The sequence below is a fragment of the Leptolyngbya sp. AN10 genome (genome assembly GCF_050565645.1).
Classification (GTDB): Bacteria; Cyanobacteriota; Cyanobacteriia; order Leptolyngbyales; family Leptolyngbyaceae; genus Leptolyngbya.
Window position 1 is genome coordinate 51,488 of record NZ_JBNXVP010000005.1, and the last position, 23,305, is coordinate 74,792.

Below are 23,305 nucleotides of genomic sequence, written 5' to 3' on the forward strand. Positions count from 1 at the left end.
ACGTATGTAGCAATACGTTTGCAAACGCTAACCGACACAAGGAATGAACTGTTATGACAATGGCTCTCGATCGCACAACGACCCCGCTCGATGTTCCGACCGCAATTTTGCAACGTCGATCGATTAAATCGTTCAAGCCTGATGCGATCGCACCGGAACTCTTACGCCAATTAGTTGAACTGACGGTCGCTGCTCCCAGTAGCTTCAATACTCAAAGTTGGCGAATTATTTTGGTGCAAGACGAAGCGCAAAAACAGGCTTTATGTGCGGCTTCTTGGAATCAACAGCAAATCGCTCAGGCTCCCGTCACTTTTGTTTTTGCGGCTGATCCTCATGCTCCAGAAGGTGATCTCACTCCGATCCTTGAACAAGGAATGGCGACAGGCGCATGGAATGAGGGAACCGCGAACTATTTCAAAAATGCAGTGCCACAGTTTCAAGTTGGACTGGGCGAGAAGCGACGTGAGTATGCGATCAAAGATGCCATGATTGCGGCGACTCATGCAGCTTTAGCAGCAGAGAGTTTGGGACTTTCAACTTGTTTTATGAATGGTTGGATTGAAGACCAAGTGAAAGCGGTGATCGGAGCAGATAATTTAGCGATCGCGGTTCTTCTCCCCGTTGGCTATGCAGCGGAACCCCGAAAAAATCCCGGACGATTGCCGCTGAGTGCAAATGTGTTTGTCGATCGGGTTGATAATAGTTACAGCGGTTGATCTTCCCCCCACTCCCCACTCCCTACTTCATAAATAACTTAGGATTGCTACAGCAGCCAATATAATCAGGTCTTTAGTCCAGTAAACGGAACTAAAGACCTGATTTCTAATCCAAGGCGGAATGAATCGTCGTGAAGACACTTCTTATCCCTTTAAACATCCTCTAATTGCTACCTGATCCGGGTTCGCTCAATTGACGATGAGCCGCTGCCTTGATCGGTTCGGGCATGGCTTGAATGACCGCAGCCTGAACCTTATTCATGAATGATCCAGCAACCACTTCATCTTTACCCGACATCAACGCTTCAAAGCCCTGTTTTGCCACTTGAGCCGGATCATCTTTTTTGCTCGATGCTGCTCTAGTATCATCCATCTCAGCAGCATGGAAAAAGTTCGTATCGGTCGGACCTGGCATTAATGCTGTGACAGTCACACCGAAATCTTTCATCTCTTCGCGCAGTGCTTGGGAGAACGATCGTAGAAATGTTTTCGTCGCAGCATACACCGCTTCAAAGGGTCCTGGCATCAATGCTGCGATCGAGGACGTAAACAGAATCCGACCTTTACGCCGCTGTTCCATCACTTGTGTTGCAAACTTTGCCAGATGCACTGAAGAAGAGATATTGAGGTCGATCATCTTCAATTCTTTTTGCAGGTCGGTTTGGGTGAATTTTCCACCTTCCCCGAATCCAGCATTAATCGCGATCGCTTCAAGCGGTTGTCCGGTTGCTTTAATTGCCTGAATCAGTTTTTCAACGCCTTCGTATTCTGCTAAATCTGCTTGAACGGTTTGAACTTTCGCACCAAAGAATTCAAACGCAGGAGCCGCTTCGTCGATTTTAGAATCAATGTCCGTGACCAACAGATCAAAGCCATGTTCAGCGAATTGTTTCGCCAATTCATAGCCAATTCCGCTTGAGGCTCCTGTTACGACTGCAAAGGGACGATCACTCATTTTTAAATTCCTTCTTTCACATACGTACTGTCATGCTAGGAAGGCAAAACTACGATCGCGTCTTTACAAAGTTAGAGTTCTAAACCAAGGCAGGAACCGCTTGCAAAATGCTTTCAAACAAAGCTAATCCATCTGTGCAGCCTAAAGCTCGATCGCTGGCTCGCTCCGGATGCGGCATCATTCCTAATACATTGCCCTGACGATTACAAATTCCAGCAATATGATTCAGCGATCCATTCGGATTACTTTCATCCGTTAGATTGCCGTTTGAATCACAGTAACGGAAGAGAACTTGATTGTTATCTTCGATCGATTTCAATGTATCCGGATCAGCGTAATAGCTGCCTTCTCCATGCGCGATCGGAATATCAATCACTTGTCCTTTCTCATAGTTCCGAGTCCAAATCAAATCATTGCGCTCGACTCGTAACGGAACGCGATCGCAAATAAAATGTAAATCTCGATTTCGCACCAATGCACCAGGTAACAATCCCGCTTCGGTTAAGACTTGAAATCCGTTGCAGATTCCGATCACTAATTTGCCAGCGTTCGCATGGTCGATCGTCGATCGCATCACCGGAGAAAATCTTGCGATCGCACCACAGCGAAGATAATCCCCGTAACTAAAACCACCCGGAACGACTACAACATCAATATCAGACAAATCACTATCTTCATGCCAAATCATTCGAGTTGGCTGATTCAGTAAACCTTGAGTCACCCAAACAATATCGCGATCGCAGTTCGATCCTGGAAACACTAACACGCCAAATTTCATCGTCTTTCTCCTTGATTAAACTTGTGCCAGTGCTTGAAGTTCGATGCGATAATTTTCAATTACTGGATTTGCCAACAACTGATCACAAATTACGTCTAATTGTTCTCGTGCGGCAGTTTCGCTCTCGGCAGTCAGCGACAGTTCCACATACTTTCCGATTCGGACTTGTTCCACATTCGAGTAGCCCATGTGTGATAATCCCGACTGAACCGCTGTTCCGGCAGGATCTAACACCGAAGGACGAAGAGTAACATAGATCTGAGCGTGAAATTTCTGAGTCACAACGGTCTCCCGACTGATGGTTCAAAGCCTATCTATTCTAAAACTGCGGTGATTCAAAACGGCATTGATCTCTACAATTTATTGATATGAAACGTACCCAAAGCCAAGACCGAATCCTGGATATTCTCAAGAGCCTCAATCGATCGATTTCTGCTCAAGATTTATACGTTGAGTTGCGAAATCGAAATCAAAGTATGGGCTTGGCAACGGTGTATCGTGCTCTAGAAGCATTAAAACTCGAAGGAATGATTCAAGCTCGAACGCTTCCAAATGGGGAATCGCTGTATGGATTAATTCAAGAAGATCGGCATCATTTAACCTGTTTGCAGTGTGGAAATTCAATTCCGATCGATGAGTGTCCCGTTCATGATCTCGAACAAGAGTTGAATCGATCGCATCGCTTCAAGATTTACTATCACATGCTGGAATTTTTTGGATTGTGCGATCGCTGTCAAGCCAAAGCAGAAGAAGCATAGAATTCATCGATTGCGTATTCCATTTAATAGCAATCGCTGTTCTGCTCGTGCGATCGAACGATGTGCCATTTCGACCGCTGATAAATTCACCGAAATCGCATCGACTCCCCATTCCACCCAGCGATCGACTAATTCTGAAGTGAGCGCTGCTTGAGTTGAAATCGAACAGGGAATGTTCAATCGATGCGCGGATTGGATCAATTGCTCGATCGCGTTCATCACAGCCGGATGACTTTCATCAAACACTTTCGCCATTGCACTCTGATCGCGATCGACTCCCAACATCAACTGAGTTAAATCACTTGTGCCAATACAAATTCCTTGAACACCTGCTTTTACATAATCGGGCAACAAAAACAGCACTGAAGGCACTTCTGCCATGATCCACAATTGGAATTGAGCATGATCGAATAGTCCCGCTTGTTCCACGCGACGACGACAAAACGTGAATTCCTCGATCGTTCGCACAAATGGGAGAATCAATCGCAAATTCGAGCATCCCGCATCTAAGGCTTGTTGGAGCGCTGCAAGTTCCAAATCAAATCGAGTAGGATCTTGCAAATAGCTAAACGTTCCTCGATTTCCGAGCATTGGATTCGTTTCGGATGGCGACCCTTGGAATTCGTGCGATCGCACATCTAAACTGCGATAAAACACCGGACGCGGGGCAAACGATTCGGCAAAGGTCTGAATCTGTTTCGATAGCTGATCAGAATTAATTTTTTCTAGCGTTCTTCCTAGCATTAACTCTGATCGTAATAGTCCAATTCCATCAATATCACTTTCGGCTGAAACTGAGATTGAATTTAGTTGGCTTATATTGACCATTAACTGTGTTGCCGTTGCATTCCAAGTCGTACTCATTTGAGTGGTTTTAGATGTTGCTCTAGAAATCTGACTTGCGATCGTCACAGAGCCAGTACTTCCATTTACCGCGATCGTCTCTCCGGTTTGAATCCGTTGTGTTGCGCCTTCTGCCCCCACGATCGCAGGAATGCCCATTTCTCGCGCTAAAATTGCGCCGTGACTGGTCATTCCACCTTGCTCAGATACGATCGCAGAAACGTACTTGAGTAACGGAATCCAATCCGGCAAAATCATTGGTGTAACCAATACAGAACCCGCAGGAATAGGAGCATCCGAGAGTTTCAAATCAGTCAGGACAAAAGCAGCCCCGATCGCGTGTCCAGGAGCCGCAGCAAGTCCTTTCACGATCTGATCCTGATTGAGACTCGTCTGAGAAGGGGGATTCAAATTTGAGTAGCGCACGGTCGTAATGTAAAGCTGTGAATCGTAAAATTGCCAATCTAGAGCAGCGGGAAATTGCAGCATCTGAGTCAGAGAAAGAATCTCCTCTCGTTGCTGGGCGTTTAAAACAGGAGCAGTTTCGTTCATCGATGATCGCGTTAATGCTCCATCAATTTGATACGCGATCGTTTGTCGTCCCGCTTGTTGGAATTGGATCTGGTCTTCAGAAATCTTGTAAATCTCAGGCAGCACTTCCCCTCGTGCGATCGCGACTGGTAATCCGCGAGTTGCAATCACTTCCCAATTCGGGGGTGTGCCTTGAAGTGAACCGGATGCGATCGCGCTTCCAATCGGTTGAATCAAAACGGCAAAGTGAATTTGATGCAGTTCAATCTTTGCGCCTTGCCAATAGACTAAGTTTCTTGCTCGAAATAAATCTGCCCATAGTTGTTTAAGCGCGATCGCTAATGAATTCTTTTCTGAACTACAAATCTGTGGCTCGATCAAATCAGCGAGTTCTTGACTCGGAAGTTCAGTGTTAAACACGATCGACGGACGTAAACTCACTGCCCCAAGCTCTGGAAGCTTCGAGAGTTCGGTCTGAATCTCTGATAGCCATGACTCAGGTAGTTCTGCGTGTTGAATGGTTTGGCGAATTTGACGTGCGATCGTTTGAAGCTGCTGCGAATCTTCAAGATTCAATCGCAACGAAGAATAAGGTAAATCCGCAAAAAGTGGCTGAATCCAGTGAATTGTTTCGAGAAAATTGCGAAATCGAGCGGCAGACAGTACCACGCTTGGAAGCACTGGAAAGCCTTTCTGAGCAACCACGCTGAGATGAAGCGCTTGTTCTCCGACCTGCGACTGATGCTGAGATTCAATTTGATCGAGAGAAAAAAGTGTGTCCACTGTAACTGTTTAACAGCATGATTTTTGATTGTAGGGGGACACGATCGAGTGATCTGGAATTCCTCAGAATAAATGAATGTTTGCGATCGGGCATCTTAAGAGGATGTTTGAGAAGTAATCGTTCATCGCATTCACCCGCCCGGAAATGAATCTCCGGGCTAATTGTGGGAAGCCCACTAAACTGGGCTAAGAACTCCGAATTACGCTCCCAGTCCGCTTCAGCGGGGTTTCCTCTATCAGCCCGGAGATTCATTTCCGGGCGGACTGGCAACGCAGCAAAGCCGCTTTTTATACTTTTCAAACATCCTATAACGCTAAGGTTCTGGTTACTCCAAATGTTCGGCAATTTCTTCAATTTCGTCCTGCAAAAATCGTGTTCGTTATGCGATCGCTCTACATCTGAGCAGTTTTGTCTCGATTGCCAACGCCGTTTAGAGCGCGATCGTCTTCCCAATCCCGCCCAATTTTGGAATCAACAGCCGAAACTATTCGTTTGGGGAAACTACACAGATACCTTGAAGCGCACGATTTCAAGATTGAAATACGATCGACATCCAGAACTCGCCATCCCACTTGGAGAAGCTTTGGCTCGATCGTGGTTAGAAGCGAATTTAACTCGAAATAAATTAGCGATCGTTCCAATTCCACTACACATTGAGAAACAAAAACAACGCGGATACAACCAAGCTGAATTAATTTCTCGCGCCTTCTGTAATGTCACCGGAGATTTACATCAGCCTTTAGGATTAAAGCGAATTCGAGCGACAGAAGCACTCTTTAATCTATCGCCAAAACAACGGGAACAAATGCTATCTCAGGTGTTTGAGATTGGGAAAATTTGTTGCGATCGTCAAGTTCTTTTAATCGATGATATTTATACCACTGGAGCAACCGCCCGCGCTGCAATTCAAGTCCTACATCGACATCAAATTCGAGTGTTAGGAATTGCCGCGATCGCAACTCCCATTCGAGAACCGCGATCGACTTTATAGACCTTATAAATAATTCTTCAACTCCTTCGAGTTCAGGCAGCAGCTTAGGTTCATATACTGTATCAACTTGTACTTAGCATCCGCAGTTGTGCTGATTGTAATTAACGATTATGGTATGAGCAGACTTAATGCGTTAGGGTAATGCGAAGAACTACCTAAGTGATGTTGTTAGCAGTAAAACCCTGCCTTCGGGATGAATCGCAGCCGCTCAACCTGTGGAGCCATTCGCCTCCTGTTGTTTTGCCTGTATCCCATGAGTTTTGTCTGCAAGTGTTCTGCTGACTAAGCATCCCCGATTCTACAGTTCCTATCGTCATCGACTCAGATAGCTTGTTTACTGTTGACCAGGAAGTTTACCAATGATACGCCCGTCTCTAACCCTGTTACTGATCGAGAATCTTACTCTTGATCGAGAGCAGTATCGCCATTATTTATTGTCAGATACTAATAGTAACTATCAGGTGTTAGAGGCGGAAACCGCGATCGCAGGGTTGAATTTGTGTCGGACGCATCGCATTGATGGCATCTTACTCAATTATCTATTACCAGATGGAAATGGTCTAGCTTTTTTAGAATCTCTTCATGCTCAGAGTAATGGAAGCTTCCCGCCTGTAGTAATGGTGACAGGGCAGGGGGATGAAACGATCGCGGTTCGAGCAATCAAACTAGGCGCAGAGGATTATCTCGTCAAACGGCAACTCACGCCAACTTTGTTGCGCTCTACAATGCGAAGCGCGATCGAGAATGCGAAGTTACGACAACAACTGCGGCAAAGTGACGATCGCTTTCGAGTGTCGATCGAAAATATGCTCGATTGCTTTGGGATTTTTTCGGCGGTTCGAGATGAGGCGGGACAAATCCTCGATTTTCGGATTGATTATCTCAATGCAGCCGCACTTGAAGCGAATCGCATGACTCGGATGGCGATCGGGAAAGGCTTGTGTGAAATGCTTCCAGCACATCGAGAAACAGAATTGTTTGATGACTATTGCCGCGTGGTGGAAACTGGAACGCCATTAAGCAAGGAAAGTTTGATTTATACAGATGTCTATGGACAACAACAACTGGCAAGAGCCTTTGATATCCGAGCCAGTAAATTAGACGATGGCTTTGTGGCATCCTGGCGCGATGTCACGGAAAAGAAGCGATCGTGCCAAGCGCTAGAACAACAAGCTCGTTTGCTCGAAATGGTGGCTGATGCGGTGATTGTCCGCGATCGCAATAGCGCGATCGTGTCTTGGAATAAAGCGGCAGAGGAACTGTATGGATGGCAGCGAGAAGAAGCGATGGGCAATGTCACCCACACTTTTCTTCAGACGCAATTTCCGACCCAGATGGATATTGATGCGATTTTGCTTCAGGACGGACGGTGGCAGGGGGAACTCACTCATACGTGCAAAGAAGGCAAGCGGATTATTGTAGAGAGCCATCAAGTATTAGTGCGCGATCCAGCAGGCAGACCCGCTGGATATCTCGAAGTAAACCGCGATATCACCGATCGCAAGCGTACCGAGGCTGCTTTGAGGGAACGAGATCGACGGTTTCGAGAAATTTTCAATACGACTTATCAGTTTGTCGGACTGCTAACCCCAGACGGCATTGTGCTAGAAGCGAATCAAACTGCGCTGGATTTTGCTGGCTTGACTCGTGAAGCGGTGATTGGTCGTCCGTTTTGTGAACTTCGCTGGTGGACGATTTCACCCCAAACGCAGCAACAACTCCAAGACGCGATTCGTCGCGCTAGAGAAGGGGAATTTGTGCGCTACGAAGTGGAAGTTTTGGGAGCCGGAGAAGCGACTACGATCATTGATTTCTCGCTCAAGCCTGTGCGCGATGAATCCGGTCAAGTGGTGCTGCTGATTCCAGAAGGTCGGGATATTCACGATCGTATTCGTAACGAATACGATCGTATTCGAGATCAGCAACGTTTACGAGAGTCTGAGGCACGATTGCAACTTGGTGTGCAAGTTGCGGGAGTTGCTTTGGCGCGATTTAATTATGCAACTCATACGGTTGAACTCTCGCCCGAAGCGGCTGTGATGTACGGGTTGCCGAGCGATCAATTAGTTGTGAGCCGCGATCGCATTCATGCGACCTTCCACCCCGAAGAACGAGAAACGATGGAGCAAATAATTGCTCAAGTGCTTGATCCTGCGGGTGATGGCTGGTTTGAACGCGAGCATCGCGTTGTTTGGTCAAACGGCGAAGTGCGTTGGCTCACGGTTCGCAGACAGGTGTTCTTTGAAGAAGTCAATGGTGCAATGCGTCCGAGCTATGCGATTTTAGCCGCGATCGACGTGACCGATCGCAAACAAGCCGAAGCAGAACGCGATCGCTTGTTAGCCGAAGCCGAAGCTGCCAACCGTAGCAAAGATGAATTTGTTGCACTGGTCGCTCATGAACTGCGATCGCCACTGAACTCGATTTTGGGTTGGGCAAAACTGTTGCGAACTCGCTCCTTTGATGCCGCTACGATCGCGAAAGCCCTGGAAACGATCGAGCGTAATACCAACGCTCAGGTGCAACTGGTGGAAGACCTGCTCGATATGTCTCGGATCGCCAGCGGAAAGTTATCGATCACTTTGGCTCCGGTCAGTCTGGCAGCCGTGATCAATACTGCGATCGAGATGGTGCAATTGCAAGCGCAAGCAAAACAGATTGAGATCAGTACTCAAATCGCTCTCGCGCCTCAGATTTCTGGCGACTACAACCGTTTGCAGCAAGTTGCCGTGAATCTGCTTACAAATGCGATTAAGTTCACTCCAGAAGGCGGACGAGTGGAGATCGGACTGACACAAGTTGGAACTCAAGTGCAATTACAGGTGAGCGATACCGGAAAAGGCATTGCCCCCGAATTCTTGCCCCGGATGTTTGAGCGCTTCCAGCAAGGGCAAAAGAACGCCGGATCAAAAGACGGCTTGGGATTGGGTTTGGCGATCGTCAAAAACTTAGTCGAACTGCATAACGGAACGATCACAGCAGATAGCCCCGGTCTGGAACAAGGCGCAATCTTTACAGCGTGCTTTCCGATGCTCAGTACTCCTGCGATCGTGCAGGAATCAGTGCCGCACTCGATTAACACCGCTTCTCTGGCAGGGATTCGCGTGTTGGTTGTGGATGATGAACCCGATATGCTGAATTTGATTGCATTCGTGCTAGAGGACTACGGTGCTGAAGTGCGATCGGCGACCCATGCCGCTGGAGCCATTTCACTGTTGAGCGAGTTTGATCCAGATATTCTACTCAGTGATATTGCTATGCCGGGAGGATCAGGCTACGACTTGATCAAAGAGATTCGCCGCTTAGAAGTGGTGCAACATTTTGCCTATCAAATTCCCGCGATCGCGCTCACGTCTTTTGCGAGTACAACGTATGAAGAGCGATCGCTACAAGCCGGATTTCAGCGGCATTTGACGAAGCCTGTAGACCCGGAGCTATTAGTTAGAAGTATTCTAGATCACGTAAGATTAAAACGATAAATAAGCAGATGGAATGAGGCGATCGCACTGGTTTACGAGGTTAAAACGCTGGTTTCTTTTGAGTGACGATCGAGGGCAACAGATTGCACGAATTTCTAGCGCCGTTGTAATTTCGATCGGTTGCCTCGTCTTGCTCGGTTGGGCGTTGAAGATTCCACTGCTCAAAACGCTGGGAGCAGGCGGCAATATGAGAGCGAATGTTGCCGTGGGTCTGATTCTCGCGGGCGTTTCCTTGGGTCTAATCGCTCGAAAGCGGTTTAACCGACAAACTGTTTACATTGCGAGAGCTTGCACAACAATTCTGGGCGCGATCGGAGTGCTGACGCTGATCCAATATGCGACAGGCTGGAATTTTGGCATTGATGAACTGCTGTTTCGAGACCCCTTTCCCTATCCACCGCTCTATCCGGGTCGAATGGGTCTGCCTGCGGCAATTAATCTGAGCTTGATTAGTATTGCTCTTTGGCTATCGAGTGAGGTGGAAGATTCTCAAAATCGCGACTCCCAAGTTCAATTTCCTCGCACATGGATTGCTCAGAGTTTAGCCGCGATCGTCAGTGTGATTTCCCTGCAAGCTTTAGTTGTTCGCGCCTACGGGCTGCCGTTTGCTTCTCTGTTCGGTTCTGCTGTCACCGCAATGGGTGGACATACTGCATTTGCCTTTATGGTCTTAGGTATCGGGGTTTTAGCACTCAAGAGCGTTGATCCCAAGGAAGGAACTGCTACGCAACGCGGCTGGATGCGAATCATCACCAGTGACTCAATCGGCGGCATGGTGGCACGGCGATTTCTTCCGGTCGCGATCGGCTTGCCATTGATCCTTGGTTGGCTGATTATGCAGGGTCGTCGAGCAAACTGGTATCCTCCTGGCTATGGCACCTCGCTGATGTCGATCGCGTTCGTCGTGGTGTCGGTTGTCTTAATTGTGTCTAGTGCAGATCGGCTGAATCGAGTCGATTACGATCGCAAACGATCGTCCGATCGTTTGCGATCGTCGGAAGAACGGCTTAAACTCGCGCAGATTGCCACCAATACGGGGAGTTGGGAATGGAATGTGCAAACAGGCGAACTCTTCTGGTCGGAATCCTGTTATTCGTTGATGGGTATTTCCCAAACTGAAACCGATTTGATGGCAGTCTTCTTATCGAGAGTTGATCCAGAGGATCTCCCCCACATTGAGGCGATCGTCCAACAAATTACCTCGATCGAATCGCTTGACCTGGAGTACCGCTATCTCCATCCAGACCGAGGAACGCGCTGGCTTTTCAGTAAATATGCGATCGCTCCCGATAATCCGGCAATCGTGCGGGGTGTTGTGATTGACATTACAAACCGCAAACAAGCCGAACTCGATCGCGTCCAAGATCAAGAAACGATTCAGCAACAGTTTGCAGAAATTGAGGCAATCTATCACACCGCTCCGATCGGGCTTGCTGTTCTCGATCGAGATCTCCGGTTTGTTCGCCTGAATCACCGATTAGCGGAAATTAATGGGCTATCGGTTGACGCTCATCTCGGTCGCACAGTGCGCGAAATCGTTCCCAACTTAGCGGATGAGGTCGAGCCATTATTTCGCCGCGTATTGGAAACAGGAGAACCATTGCTGAATTTAGAGCTTGCGGGTGAAACAGTGGCACAGCCTGGAGTGCAGCGTACTTGGATTGAAAACTGGTATCCGCTTCAAGATGCAACCGGACGCACGATCGCCATCAATGCCGTGGTTCAAGAAATCACCCAACGCAAGCGCACCGAAATCACTCTGCGCGAAAGCGAATCCCGTTTCCGCACCTTAGCCGATAACATTTCGCAATTAGCTTGGATTGCAGATGCCAGCGGTTGGATCAACTGGTACAACCAACGCTGGTTTGATTACACCGGAACCACGATCGAACAAATGCAGGGCTGGGGCTGGCAGACTGTCCATCATCCGGATCATGTCGATCGCGTCGTTGCTCATTTTCGTCACTGCTTTGAAATTGGCGAAACTTGGGAAGACACCTTTCCGTTACGGGGTCGCAACGGTCAATACCGCTGGTTTCTCTCCAGAGCCATTCCGATCCGCGATGACCAAGGAACTATCCTGCGTTGGTTTGGCACGAATACCGACATCACCGATCGTAAAACCCTGGAAGAAACTCTAGCCACACAAGCCGAGGAACTCCGTCAAGCAAATCGCCTCAAAGATGAATTCTTAGCAGCGCTCTCTCACGAACTGCGAACACCGCTGAATCCTATTCTCGGTTGGACAAAGATGATGCGATCGCAACGACTCACGCCTGCTAAAACAACCGAAGCACTTGAAATTATTGAACGCAATGTGAAACAACAAATCAGCTTAGTCGATGATCTGCTCGATGTTTCACGGGTGATTCAAGGCAAACTGAAGCTGAAATTGCAGCCCGTCGATTTAACTACGATCGTCAAAAGCGCGATCGACACGATTCAATTTGCAGCACAAGCTAAACGCATCGAGCTTGAAGTGAACAATGGCACGATATTGCCTGTAATGGGCGATCGCGATCGCTTGCAGCAAGTGTTCTGGAACTTACTCAACAATGCAATCAAGTTCACTCCAGAAGGCGGACACATCCAAATCGATCAGTTCATGGATACGAATCGCAATGGAACTCAGTCCGCTCAAATTCGGATTACCGATAATGGCATTGGGATTTCACCAGAGTTTTTGCCCCACGTGTTCGATCATTTCCGCCAAGCCGATGGCAGTGAAACACGGGAGTATGGCGGCTTGGGGTTAGGACTCTCGATCGTGCGGCATTTAGTCGAGCTACACGGTGGCACGATAACAGCAGAAAGTTTTGGTGCAGGACAAGGGGCAAGTTTTACCGTGAGCTTACCATCAAGAAACTTAGTAGCAGTGAGCAGTCATCCGATCACACCAACTTCTAGTGAGATTGATTCGACTCCACTACCAGAACTGGAGCCGTCTGACTCGGTTTCCTCAGCACCAATGACTGGTTCAACTGGGGCGCTTGCTGGACTCCAGATTCTAATTGTGGATGACGATCGTGACAATCTCGATCTGTTGCGCTTTTTGCTTCAGGCGGATGGTGCGATCGTCACGGCACTGACTTCTCCCCAAGCTGCGCTCGATCGCATTGCTCAAACGCCATCCGACTTGATTATCAGCGATGTGGGAATGCCACAAATGAGTGGGTATGAGTTGATCCGACGAGTAAGAGCCTTACCGCAAGGGAGCCGAATTCCGGCACTTGCTCTGACTGCCTTTGCTCGAACGGAAGACCAGGCGGAGGCACTTCAGGCAGGATTCCAGAGATACGTAACTAAGCCTGTCGATCCGATTGAACTGCTCTCCACGCTGCTGCAACTGCTGCAACCGTGACGTATCTTGCCCGCATCAATTGCAGCAGGATAACGCGGGCATCCAAAAGTCTTATAGATTCCTAAAAGTCCTGAATTGTTCAAGCTTGCGGCTTTTGTAGTTTATTGTCCGAAGCCGCAAGCGCGTTCGGAGCCGTTTACAGGTTTGGAATCCGCGTATGCCAATCGGTCGATCGCTCATACGCTGACGCAACTTGGAAAATCTGATCTTCTCTCAACACATTGCCGATAATCTGAAGCCCGATCGGTAAACCTTGCGAATCAAATCCACAGGGCACACTCATCCCCGGCAATCCTGCTAAATTTACCGGAATCGTCATCAAATCGATCAGGTACATACTCAGAGGATCTTGAGATTTATCGCCTAACTTAAATGCGGTCGTCGGTGCAGTTGGTGAAACTAACACATCGACTTGCTCAAATGCCGCTTCAAAGTCTTGTTTGATCAGCGTTCTCACCTTCTGCGCCTTCAAATAGTACGCATCGTAATATCCAGCCGAGAGCGCATACGTTCCGATCATGATCCGGCGTTTGACTTCCGCCCCGAATCCTTCCGATCGCGTTTTCGTATACATCTCCATCAAGTTCTCAGCATCTTCGATTCTGGCTCCATATTTCACCCCGTCATACCGCGCCAAATTCGCAGAAGCTTCAGACGGTGCAATGATGTAATACGCTGCAATTCCGTAGCGGAAACGAGGACAGGAAATCTCTTTAACTTCGGCTCCTAAAGCTTTGAGTTGATCGATCGCGCTCATGACCGCTTTTTCCACTTCTGGATCAAGCCCTTCGCCAAAGGTTTCTTTGATGATGCCAACTCGCTTTCCTTTGAGATCAGAAGTCAAAAATTGCGTGTAATCGGGGACTTCGACTTTCAGGCTGGTGGAATCTTTCGGATCGTATCCCGCGATCGCATTTAACAAAATCGCGGCATCTTCTGTCGATCGAGCAAACGGACCAATCTGATCCAGCGACGACGCAAACGCCACCAATCCATACCGCGAAACCAATCCATAAGTCGGCTTCATCCCGACAATTCCACAGAACGAAGCAGGCTGACGAATCGATCCACCCGTATCAGAACCGAGTGCGATCGGACATTCTCCTCCCGCAACCGCCGCTGCCGATCCCCCAGACGATCCGCCCGGAACCCGTGACGTATCCCAAGGATTTGCCGTTTTCGCAAACGCAGAAGTCTCAGACGATCCGCCCATCGCGAATTCATCGAGATTCGTTTTGCCAACCATGACTGCACCCGCATCGATCAACTTCTGCGTCACAGTCGATTCATAAGGCGGCACAAAGTTTTGCAGAATTTTCGAGGCGCAAGTGGTCGGAACGCCTTGAGTACAGAGATTATCTTTAATTGCGATCGGAATTCCTGCGAGCAATCCAATCTCATCTCCTGCGGCAATTTTGGCATCGATTCGTTTCGCCAATTCCAAAGCGCGATCGCTCGTCACCTGCAAAAAACTATGCAGTTTCGGTTCCAATGCCTGAATCTGATTAAGTGACTCTTGCACAATTTCAACTGCCGATCGTTCTTTACTGATGAGTTGTTGATGCAACTCGCGAATGGATGCCATACAAAATTCCCTTGTTTAAGATCTGCCAAGTTAACAGTATAGGGGGGATGGTTAAATTCTGGTGCTTCAAGTTCTGTGCCAAAATCAAAGAACTCATCCTCGATCGGAGCTTGCTGCCCAGATGAATTCAGCCGATTTGAGAACCAAGCTATTAGAAGAGATTAGAAGGACTCCCGACGATCAACTTGTTCAGCTTTACCAAGTCATTCAAACCTTTAAATCTCATCCAAACAGTGACGCAGCGTTAGATCCGATGTCTTTCGCAGGCTGTTGGGCAGATTTGCCAGATAATGTTTATCAAGATTTGCTTGATGAAATTGGCGATCGTCGTCAAACTGCTTTCTCTGAGAGACACGATCGTGAAATTCGCTTCAATCCAGCGTTGCTTTGGTGAATAATCTTGTGCTTGTCACCCGCAACCAGCGTCACTTCGGTCGGATTGAAGCATTAACACTCCAAGACTGGAGCCAATCGAGTTAGATAGATTACAGCGATCGGAGCGTTAGAAACCAGGGAACTTCTGGGAATTTTGAGACCAGATAGTTTGCTCTATTCCGAATAATTTCTGCATCAGTTTTGAAGCCCTGAGTTACATTGATTACATCTTTTCTCAGGTCTTCATCCGTATCTAATTCCTGAAAGCAATGTCATTTCTGTGTTTTCTTTCGTCCAAGCTTCTGTGGCGTGAATGTGATTACTTTAACTCTCTTACATCCAGTTCAGCTAACGCCCGTCCAGCACTGGACTTTTGATGAATCCGCAATCGTTCGCGTGGGTCGATCGACGGATAATCAAGTCGTGCTGTATAGTGCGGTTGTCTCTCGCTACCATGCCGAAATTCGGCGGGTGAATTCGTCTTGGGAATTGGTCAGTCTCGGTGCAAATGGTACATATTTTGAAGGCAAACGGATTACTCAATTGCCTGTGCGCGATGGCATGATTTTTCGATTAGCGCGATCGGGTCCGAATCTCCAGATTCACCTCGGTCGCCCTGATTCTACCAGTGTAAAGAGATCGCTTGAATCGGTTCGTGTTCCTGCGCTCAATCTTTCCTTCAATGATGCGGAAGAAGACAAAACACAACCGTTGCTGAAAATGCAGACGATCGTGACGGATTCCAAAACCACGATGGATATGGATTCGCCGAGTGAAGATAGGGTTCGCAAGCAGGACGATTCTGTGATCGGGAACTATTACTCGATCGAGCTTCTCAGCCAAGGGAAAGTCGGCATGACTTATCTGGGTCAACGATCGGGCGAAACGGTTCTGATCAAAACGCTGAATCCAACTTGGATCAATCATCCGCAGGCACTTTCTCTGTTTGAGCGTCAGGCGAAAATGCTCAAGCAGGTGAATCACCCTGGGCTTCCTCGATGGCGAGATTTTTTTCGCATCGACGGGCAGCCATTCCTCGTCACCGAAATGATCGAAGGTAAGACGTTATATCAGCACATTCTCGATCGTGGAAAAGTCGATCTCAAACAAGCGATCGCTTGGATGATCGAGGTGTGCGAAATTCTCGATTATCTCCACGATCAATCTCCTCCCGTTCTGCATCAAGATATCCGTCCCCAAAATCTGATCTACCGCGCTCATTCCACTTCTTCATATCAGTTGGCGCTGGTTGATTTTGGGAGCGTCCGAGGATTGGATCTCGATGAAGCTGCCGCTGCTTATCTCGCTCCAGAACAAAAGAATGGGCAGGCGACTTACTTATCAGATCTTTATGCGATCGGGACGACCCTTGCTTTCTTAATTTCCGCCCAACAACCGCATTTGTTCTATCGGCAATGGCGGCAGGATTATCGCTTCAGTCCCGATTTGATTCCGGGATTACTGCCTGAATTGCTCGAAGTGTTGTATCAATTAACCGAACCGAATCCAAGCGATCGCTATCAGTCTGCACGAGAAGTAGAAGCGGCGTTAAGAGCTTTGATTTAATGCGATGATGGAATCCGTTTGATTTCTCATCGACTCATGAAGATTGCAACCTGGAATGTAAATTCGATTCGGACACGCCTTTCTCACGTCACAGACTGGCTAAAAGAGAATCCGATCGATCTTTTATGTGTGCAAGAAACGAAAGTCGTCGATGAATTGTTTCCGCATGATGCGATCGCGGAAATTGGCTATCACGCTTATGCGTTCGGGCAAAAGAGCTATAACGGCGTGGCACTGATTAGTCGATCGCCCTTAGAAAAAGTCGATATGGGATTCGGGGCAATTCTTCCGGCTGAAAAAGTCGGTGATTTAGATGATCAAAAACGGGTTATCAGTACCGTTCTCAATGGTGTTCGGATTGTCGATCTCTATGTTCCAAACGGTTCAGCGATCGGCAGTGAGAAATACGAATATAAATTGCGTTGGTTAAAACTTCTGCACGAATATCTTCAAGTATTGCTCGAACAATCTCCTTCTCTTCTCGTTTGCGGTGACTTTAATATTGCACTAGAGGATATCGATATTCACAATCCGAAAGGACGTGAAAAACAAGTCATGGCAACCGATGTAGAGCGTGAAGCCTTGCGCCATGTTTTAGAGTTGGGACTGTCTGATGCGTTTCGGAAATTTACCACCGAAGGCGGACATTATAGCTGGTGGGATTATCGATCGATGGGTTTCCGTCGCAACGCAGGCTGGCGAATTGATCATCACTATCTCACACCCGATTTGTATGAACGGGCGATCGCTTGTGTCATCGATCGTGCCCCCCGCGAACTCGAACAACCGAGCGATCATACACCCGTGATTGTTGAACTCGCCTGAGAGAACGTTTGGCAAGTTTCGTTCATTGCATTCACCCGCCCGTGACTGAAAGTCCGGGCTAACCGTGCGAAGTCCTTTGAAAAGGACTGGAAACCCTGCTCTAATCCACTTTTAGTCCCTTCAGTGGACTTCGTTCCATTAGCCCCGAATTCATTCCGGGGCGAGTCAGGGCAATGAACGAAACGTTTCAAACACTCTTCTAAGCCCAAGTTCCTAGCATTGCAGGCACATCAATCTCTTTAATACAGGTCGCTCTTGAAACAGCGAGAACGCAATCGATAATTTTGAGCAAATCACTTAATGGAATTGCTTCACCACCCAGTAAAGCATCAGATTCAAGTTCGGCTAGAACTTCGGGCGTTCCGACATTTCCAGGATTGATCACCGTTACGCCGATTTTTTGCGATCGCAGTTCTTCCCGTAACGAATGCACCACTCCACGCAATCCAAACTTAGAAGCACTATTCGCCACCTCTCGCCCTGGAACATTTTCACGCCCACTTAGCGCTCCCATAAATGTGATCTTCGGATTCTCAGATTTCCGCAGTGCAGGCAATAGCGCTTTCACCAGTCGAATTGGAGCCACTAAATTCACAGCAATCACATTTGCGATATCAGCATCCGAGCAGTTTTCAAACTTGTATTGATTCGTAAACGCATGAGTTTCCCAAGTTCCGCCCATGTAGAGCAGTGCATCTAAGGGATCGTTGTCGATCGCTTTCGCCACCGTTTCCACCCCAGACAAACTCGACAAATCGGCTTGAATCCATTCTCCGATCGGAGATGCCGATCGCGACACCGAGATCAATCGCTCCGTCTGAGAAGCCAAATGTTCCGCCACAGCAAGCCCAATTCCTCGACTTGCACCTGCAACAAGTACTGTTTTGAACACCATAAAAGTTTTCCTATTTAGTTAAAACTCTGCGAGGAACAAAGAGCAATATCAATGCCGCACATTCCAACAGTAAAGCAGCGATCGCAGTTGAAGTGAGTTTGAGTAGCCAACCGTCTGCTGAACCAAATAATCCTGCCGTGCCGCTCAAATAAGCAGAAACAATATCGGTAGAATCGATCGCGATACAGCCAGCTAAAAGCAACTTAATCGCTGTTTTGTCTGCAAATACAACCAGCATAGAAAGCACCATATCCCGAATTGCCCAAGCCCGAATTGCATACGGCATCTGAGGATTAGCAGAGAGCGAAAGCCCAATTTCTTCCATGAACACAGGCGGATTAAGATAGCCAAATGCACTCAGGCTAAACCGAATCACACACATCAGTCCGATTAGTACGGCAATGTACCAGGTTTGATCTCTCATTCTTGCTCCTTCAATGCCATGCAGAACTTAGTAATGCCAGGAAAGTTAATGTCATACTGTTTGCTGAAATAGTCAGCATGAAAACTGAGATACGGCTTAAACCCGATCGATTCATAAGTCCGCCGCGCCACTTCATTCCCGTGGATCACCATGATTCCTGCATGAGAATGCTGCTGTGCTTTGCCTTCTTCGAGCAAGGCTTTGAGCAACACTTTTCCCAAGCCTCGACCCCGCGCCTCTGGAACAACCGCTACATATTCAATAATCCAAGGTGCTTGAGCTTTGAGAAAATCAGGTCGAAACTCATGACCCCAATAGGTTTCGTAACGATCGCGAAATTCCGCTGTTGTTTTTTCTGACCAGTTGAGATCTTGAGCGATCGCTTTCAGTTTCGCCAACTTCAACGGACGGTAATCTTCCAAGTGGGGCGTGTAACCTGCTGCTGCTGCAACGGGCTTTCCGTCCTCTTCCAAAATCAGAAAATCACTCGCATTGCCCCAGTTAGACGCATCGGTTCTTAGCATTGCTTCGATAAATTCTAGAGCGCTGATTTCTGTTCCCTTCAAGATCTCTTCCCAAAAACAGTAGTTCAACGGGGGAAGAGAGGCTTCATACTGGATTCTGGCAAGGAAAGGGATATCTGCGATCGTGCCTCTACGAGTCGTTAATGTCGCTTGCATGATGGCATCCTCAAGAAAGATACAATCTGTATGTATCTAAACTACAGAATGCCTTTTTACTTGTCAAGATACAATCTGTATGAATGTTAAATTGCTATGTCTGCCAAACTAACCAAGGCTGAACAGACCTTACGAACTCGTCGGGCGATCCTCGATCGAGCACGTCACCTTTTCGCAACGAAAGGCTATGCCGCCACCGGAACCGAAGAGATGATTCGTGAATTAGGGATTACTCGCGGCGCGTTGTATCACCAATTCGGGGATAAATTAGGCGTTTTCAAAGCGGTAATCGCAGAGGCTTACGATGAGATGACCCGATATATAAATGTGAAAGTAGGCGCGATCGCAGATCCGTGGGAGCAGTTAATTCTTGGCTGTCAGGCGTTTCTAGAAATTGCCCAGCGCGAAGATTTGCGACGATTAGTCTTTATTGAAGCTCCTGCTGTGTTAGCCGCAGATACTTTAGTGCAGTTTGATCAGAGAGGGTTTGGACTGCTGCACGAATCGATTCAAACCGTAGCGGCTCAAGGGAAATTAAATACGATCGATGCTGAAGGATTTGCCCATTTAGTGAATGGTTCGCTGAACGAACTCGCTGCGTGGGTGGCGCAATCCAACGATCCTGAACGATTGAAAACCGCTCAGAAGTTAGTAGAAATTCTGCTAATTCGGCATCAAGGCAATTGACTTCTAAATTCACCGATTACGGTTTCGGATAATCCGGTAAGTTGGGCGATTTGCTCGATCGACATTCCCGATCGCAATAAATTCACCACAACCTGTCTCAACTGAGATTCTGCCTGTTCTCGCGCCTGTTGCTCTTGGATTCGTAGTTGTTGCTCTTGAGCGATGCGTTCTGTATACGCTGGAATCCAGTTGCCATCGGCATCATACCAACGTATCCAAGAGCGGGTCACACCCTCAAATTTGCCGTACCACACACCCAAACCAATTCCGAGTAAAGGAAGCCAAACGCGCGGATTTTCTCGATCGACCCTTTGTTCCTGATATCGCCCGTCGATGAATTGGAAAAACCGCAGGCGATTACTGTACCGACTAAATACAAAATAGTACGGGACTTGCAGAATTTCGCCATACACCTGTAATTTGTGCGGCGGTTTGATGCCTGTTTCATCGTCTTCGATCGTATAAGGCGGCAGATCGTGCGGAATGTCCTCTTCAATCAGTTCATCCGTGAACGCGCCCAAATCTTCAAATTCTCGCCCTGGTGAAAGTAATTCGACGACAACGCTAGGCGATCGACCTTCATCCCATGCGACATAACTCAATCTGAGATCTTCTTGCGCGTAAAGTCGTGGAACATCGACCACGAGAAACCAATCGGGGCGTTTGTGCCAGCGAGGATGATCGGGAGCGTAGTAGAGATTAATATCTGTACCCGTAAAAATGCGATCGCTCTCATAATCCGCCAATCGCAGTGTTTGACTGAGCAATTGCGGTTGAATGTCATGAAATTCGTCAGGCAAACTGGACTCCCTTGGATCTTCGCTCGGCAGATCATACATGGTCAGAAGCTTCTGATTTACATCGGGAAGTCTCAAGTTCGGCTGCATGATAAAACCCTCTAGAAAGCTTGTTCTTATTCTAAAGCACGAGTCCGATCGCAATTGCCACGATCGCGCCAATCAGCGTATTCAAAATATTCACGACATCGTGAGTGAGAAACGGAACTTTATCTTCGATCGTGGCTCCGATCAAACTCTCGATCGTAGTCGCAACAAACGCCGCGATCGCACAAATGCCAATCCCGATCGGGCTAATCAGTCCGAGCAACCAGCCGACAATTGCGATCGCAACTGAGCCAATTACTCCTGCGATCGTGCCTTCTAAACTCACAGCTCCTTCAGTTCCACGTGGGACAGGCTTCAAAGTTGTAATTAAGAAAGTTCGCTGTCCGTAAGCTTTTCCGATCTCGGTTCCGCAAGTATCAGACAGCTTGGTGCAAAAACTGGCAACGAATCCTAATTGCAAGAGTGGAATTAGATCGATCGCGATCTGCTGGGTTGCCAACACAAAGACTAAAACCGCACAAATCGATCCAACTAACGCCGATCCCCAAACGTTTCCGGCTCCTCGCGCTCCCGATCGCGCTTCTGCAATTCCCAACGCTTCTTTCTGTTCCTTTCCGATAAAAGTCACACCAGACCCAACCAAGAAATAAAACATCACTAGCAAATAGCCTTGCCAACCGAGACAGCCCCAAACCAAGACTCCGAGAATCCAAGCATTCGCCAATCCGCCCGGAGTCAAAAGTTTTTTCGGCACGATCGCAGCCACTCCAAGCAAAACGGTATTCACCGCGATCGCAATCAGCCAGTCAGAAGGATTTAGAGGCATGATTCACAGAACAAAATTCGCCATAATTGATTCTGACATCTTCTTAGGCGTTGATTATGTCTTCAGTGCTGTTTCACTTAGCATTTCCAGTTCGCGACATTCCTACAACAAAAACCTATTACGTAAACGGCTTAGGCTGCGGGTTAGGACGAGAAAACGATCAATCTGCCATTCTCAATTTGTATGGGCATCAACTCGTCGCACACGTCACACCCGACGAAATCGCACCGCAGAAAGGCATCTACCCGCGTCATTTTGGGCTAGTTTTCACCGACGAAGCGGATTGGAAAGCACTGCTCGATCGTGCCCGACAAAACCAACTGAAGTTTTACCAACAACCGAAACAGCGCTTTCTCGGAACTCCGCTCGAACACCGTACCTTTTTTCTCGTCGATCCCTTCGGTAACTTGATGGAATACAAATATTACGCTCATCAAGATGCCATTTTTGGATCGCAAAGCTCGAATCAGATTGGCGATCGCGAAAATTAATCGATCGGCTGACGATTCACTTCTTGAGGAACCGCTTTCATCTGATTTCGACGCTTCAACCAGGTCAAAATAGGCAAAATTGCAGCCGCAAACATCGGTGGAGCGGGAACGGTCGCCACTGCTTCACTATTCGTGAATCCGCGCACCGTGACACCCTGATCAAACTTCCGCTGATAAGTTCCCTCAATATAAGCAAAGCCTTCTTGCTGCTCTAATAGTGAAATGTTGACGTAGTTCGTATCACTGACTCTCAGTTGGAAATCTGTAGGCGACCACAAATCAGCCTTAAACGAATCTACGATCGTAAATGGATCGTCGTTTTTATAGATTTTGAAGCCTACAAAACTATGCGCCTGCGCGATTTGACCGGGATCAGCAAAGGTCAGCATTGCGAGTGTCGCCCTGAAGTTGAATTGGAAGCAACCACAACCCGCATCAAATCCAATTCCTGTTTGCGAGTAGCCCTGACTCTTAGCCGTTGGCTCGTTCGTGACAATCCCGACTGTCGAGAGCGCGAACGAGGACTGCTCGACGAAATCAGGGGTCACGATCGCATCCGCATCAGCCACCGCACCTTGACTTCCCGCAGGCGTAATCGTGGTGCGTCTAATGGTTTCAAACGGATCTGAATTGGCTGGCAAACTGAAATTTTCCAGAATCAGTTCTCCGCTGGTGGCAGCAACAGCGGCTGCATGACTTGGAGAAATCGCGATCGTTGAACTAAATGCGATCGGGGCAGTGAGAATTAGGCTTTGAATAAGTGTTTTTGCGGGCAATGACATTCCGTAAAACTCCTGAACAATCTGGGGCAGCAAGAGAAACGATCCGCGATCGTAAAAAAATAACGCTACCCAAAGTTCTACGGAGAGAACGAGTAGCGTCCGACACTTATTAATTTTCTATACTGAAA

21 protein-coding genes are annotated in these 23,305 nt (G+C 47.8%); 10 read left to right on the top strand and 11 right to left on the bottom strand.

Features of this window, described 5'->3' with window-relative positions:
- Positions 1 to 53: 53 nt before the first annotated feature.
- Positions 54 to 716: a nitroreductase family protein gene (locus ACQ4M5_RS08620; protein WP_430675175.1), complete on the top strand. Its 663-nt coding sequence runs from the start codon at positions 54 to 56 to the stop codon at positions 714 to 716.
- Between the two features lie 163 nt (positions 717 to 879).
- On the opposite strand, the gene ACQ4M5_RS08625 is transcribed toward ACQ4M5_RS08620, so the two are convergent.
- The 3 genes from ACQ4M5_RS08625 to purS all read right to left on the bottom strand — a co-directional run bounded on the left by ACQ4M5_RS08625 (position 880) and on the right by purS (position 2,731).
- The gene (locus ACQ4M5_RS08625) at positions 880 to 1,671 is read right to left on the bottom strand and encodes an SDR family NAD(P)-dependent oxidoreductase (RefSeq protein WP_430675176.1); all 792 of its coding nucleotides are present in this window, start codon (positions 1,669 to 1,671) and stop codon (positions 880 to 882) included.
- Between the two features lie 79 nt (positions 1,672 to 1,750).
- Positions 1,751 to 2,449: a phosphoribosylformylglycinamidine synthase subunit PurQ gene (gene purQ, locus ACQ4M5_RS08630; protein WP_430675177.1), complete on the bottom strand. Its 699-nt coding sequence runs from the start codon at positions 2,447 to 2,449 to the stop codon at positions 1,751 to 1,753.
- A gap of 15 nt (positions 2,450 to 2,464) precedes the next feature.
- Positions 2,465 to 2,731, bottom strand: a complete 267-nt coding sequence (gene purS / locus ACQ4M5_RS08635) for a phosphoribosylformylglycinamidine synthase subunit PurS (protein WP_430675178.1) — start codon at positions 2,729 to 2,731, stop codon at positions 2,465 to 2,467.
- An 86-nt stretch (positions 2,732 to 2,817) separates the two neighbouring features.
- On the opposite strand from purS, the gene ACQ4M5_RS08640 reads away from it, so the two are divergent.
- On the top strand, positions 2,818 to 3,207 hold the full coding sequence (locus ACQ4M5_RS08640; RefSeq protein WP_430675179.1) for a Fur family transcriptional regulator: 390 nt from the start codon (positions 2,818 to 2,820) through the stop codon (positions 3,205 to 3,207).
- Between the two features lie 3 nt (positions 3,208 to 3,210).
- Here the strand turns inward: ACQ4M5_RS08640 and ACQ4M5_RS08645 are convergent, their stop codons facing one another.
- Positions 3,211 to 5,364 (bottom strand): putative PEP-binding protein, encoded by a 2,154-nt coding sequence (locus ACQ4M5_RS08645; protein WP_430675180.1) that lies wholly within the window; start codon positions 5,362 to 5,364, stop codon positions 3,211 to 3,213.
- A gap of 335 nt (positions 5,365 to 5,699) precedes the next feature.
- Between ACQ4M5_RS08645 and ACQ4M5_RS08650 the strand changes: the two genes are divergently transcribed.
- The 3 genes from ACQ4M5_RS08650 (at position 5,700) to ACQ4M5_RS08660 (ending at position 13,196) form a co-directional block, all read left to right on the top strand.
- Complete coding sequence (locus ACQ4M5_RS08650) at positions 5,700 to 6,356, top strand: ComF family protein (RefSeq protein WP_430675181.1); 657 nt, start codon at positions 5,700 to 5,702, stop codon at positions 6,354 to 6,356.
- Between the two features lie 359 nt (positions 6,357 to 6,715).
- Positions 6,716 to 9,835: a PAS domain S-box protein gene (locus ACQ4M5_RS08655; RefSeq protein ID WP_430675182.1), complete on the top strand. Its 3,120-nt coding sequence runs from the start codon at positions 6,716 to 6,718 to the stop codon at positions 9,833 to 9,835.
- Between the two features lie 13 nt (positions 9,836 to 9,848).
- Positions 9,849 to 13,196, top strand: a complete 3,348-nt coding sequence (locus ACQ4M5_RS08660) for a PAS domain-containing hybrid sensor histidine kinase/response regulator (RefSeq protein WP_430675183.1) — start codon at positions 9,849 to 9,851, stop codon at positions 13,194 to 13,196.
- Positions 13,197 to 13,332: 136 nt separating this feature from the next.
- On the opposite strand, the gene gatA is transcribed toward ACQ4M5_RS08660, so the two are convergent.
- Positions 13,333 to 14,781, bottom strand: a complete 1,449-nt coding sequence (gene gatA, locus ACQ4M5_RS08665; RefSeq protein WP_430675184.1) for an Asp-tRNA(Asn)/Glu-tRNA(Gln) amidotransferase subunit GatA — start codon at positions 14,779 to 14,781, stop codon at positions 13,333 to 13,335.
- A gap of 61 nt (positions 14,782 to 14,842) precedes the next feature.
- On the opposite strand from gatA, the gene ACQ4M5_RS08670 reads away from it, so the two are divergent.
- The 3 genes from ACQ4M5_RS08670 (at position 14,843) to xth (ending at position 17,547) form a co-directional block, all read left to right on the top strand.
- Positions 14,843 to 15,175 carry a hypothetical protein gene (locus tag ACQ4M5_RS08670; protein WP_430675185.1) on the top strand — a complete coding sequence of 111 codons (333 nt, stop codon included), beginning with the start codon at positions 14,843 to 14,845 and terminating at the stop codon, positions 15,173 to 15,175.
- Positions 15,176 to 15,471: 296 nt separating this feature from the next.
- Complete coding sequence (locus ACQ4M5_RS08675; protein WP_430675186.1) at positions 15,472 to 16,722, top strand: protein kinase domain-containing protein; 1,251 nt, start codon at positions 15,472 to 15,474, stop codon at positions 16,720 to 16,722.
- Positions 16,723 to 16,758: 36 nt separating this feature from the next.
- Positions 16,759 to 17,547 (top strand): exodeoxyribonuclease III, encoded by a 789-nt coding sequence (gene xth, locus ACQ4M5_RS08680; protein ID WP_430675187.1) that lies wholly within the window; start codon positions 16,759 to 16,761, stop codon positions 17,545 to 17,547.
- Between the two features lie 199 nt (positions 17,548 to 17,746).
- Here the strand turns inward: xth and ACQ4M5_RS08685 are convergent, their stop codons facing one another.
- The 3 genes from ACQ4M5_RS08685 to ACQ4M5_RS08695 are packed head-to-tail and all read right to left on the bottom strand — an operon-like array spanning position 17,747 to position 19,546.
- Positions 17,747 to 18,442, bottom strand: a complete 696-nt coding sequence (locus ACQ4M5_RS08685) for an SDR family NAD(P)-dependent oxidoreductase (RefSeq protein WP_430675188.1) — start codon at positions 18,440 to 18,442, stop codon at positions 17,747 to 17,749.
- A 10-nt stretch (positions 18,443 to 18,452) separates the two neighbouring features.
- Positions 18,453 to 18,866, bottom strand: coding sequence for a hypothetical protein (locus ACQ4M5_RS08690; protein ID WP_430675189.1), 414 nt, complete (start codon positions 18,864 to 18,866; stop codon positions 18,453 to 18,455).
- The gene (locus ACQ4M5_RS08695) at positions 18,863 to 19,546 is read right to left on the bottom strand and encodes a GNAT family N-acetyltransferase (protein ID WP_430675190.1); all 684 of its coding nucleotides are present in this window, start codon (positions 19,544 to 19,546) and stop codon (positions 18,863 to 18,865) included. The genes ACQ4M5_RS08690 and ACQ4M5_RS08695 overlap by 4 nt, the downstream gene beginning before the upstream one ends.
- A 96-nt stretch (positions 19,547 to 19,642) precedes the next feature.
- Here ACQ4M5_RS08695 and ACQ4M5_RS08700 point away from each other — a divergent pair, with 96 nt between their 5' ends.
- Positions 19,643 to 20,233, top strand: a complete 591-nt coding sequence (locus ACQ4M5_RS08700; protein WP_430675191.1) for a TetR/AcrR family transcriptional regulator — start codon at positions 19,643 to 19,645, stop codon at positions 20,231 to 20,233.
- Here ACQ4M5_RS08700 and ACQ4M5_RS08705 read toward each other — a convergent pair.
- Together ACQ4M5_RS08705 and ACQ4M5_RS08710 are read right to left on the bottom strand one after the other, a co-directional pair.
- Complete coding sequence (locus ACQ4M5_RS08705) at positions 20,221 to 21,120, bottom strand: Uma2 family endonuclease (RefSeq protein ID WP_430675192.1); 900 nt, start codon at positions 21,118 to 21,120, stop codon at positions 20,221 to 20,223. The two genes, ACQ4M5_RS08700 and ACQ4M5_RS08705, sit on opposite strands and share 13 nt — an antisense overlap.
- A gap of 31 nt (positions 21,121 to 21,151) precedes the next feature.
- Positions 21,152 to 21,904: a TIGR00297 family protein gene (locus ACQ4M5_RS08710; protein ID WP_430675193.1), complete on the bottom strand. Its 753-nt coding sequence runs from the start codon at positions 21,902 to 21,904 to the stop codon at positions 21,152 to 21,154.
- 98 nt (positions 21,905 to 22,002) lie between these two features.
- Between ACQ4M5_RS08710 and ACQ4M5_RS08715 the strand changes: the two genes are divergently transcribed.
- A complete protein-coding gene (locus ACQ4M5_RS08715) occupies positions 22,003 to 22,395 on the top strand; it encodes a VOC family protein (RefSeq protein ID WP_430675432.1) in 393 nt (130 codons plus the stop codon).
- Here the strand turns inward: ACQ4M5_RS08715 and ACQ4M5_RS08720 are convergent.
- A complete protein-coding gene (locus ACQ4M5_RS08720) occupies positions 22,392 to 23,177 on the bottom strand; it encodes a hypothetical protein (RefSeq protein WP_430675194.1) in 786 nt (261 codons plus the stop codon). The two genes, ACQ4M5_RS08715 and ACQ4M5_RS08720, sit on opposite strands and share 4 nt — an antisense overlap.
- Positions 23,178 to 23,305 lie beyond the last annotated feature (128 nt).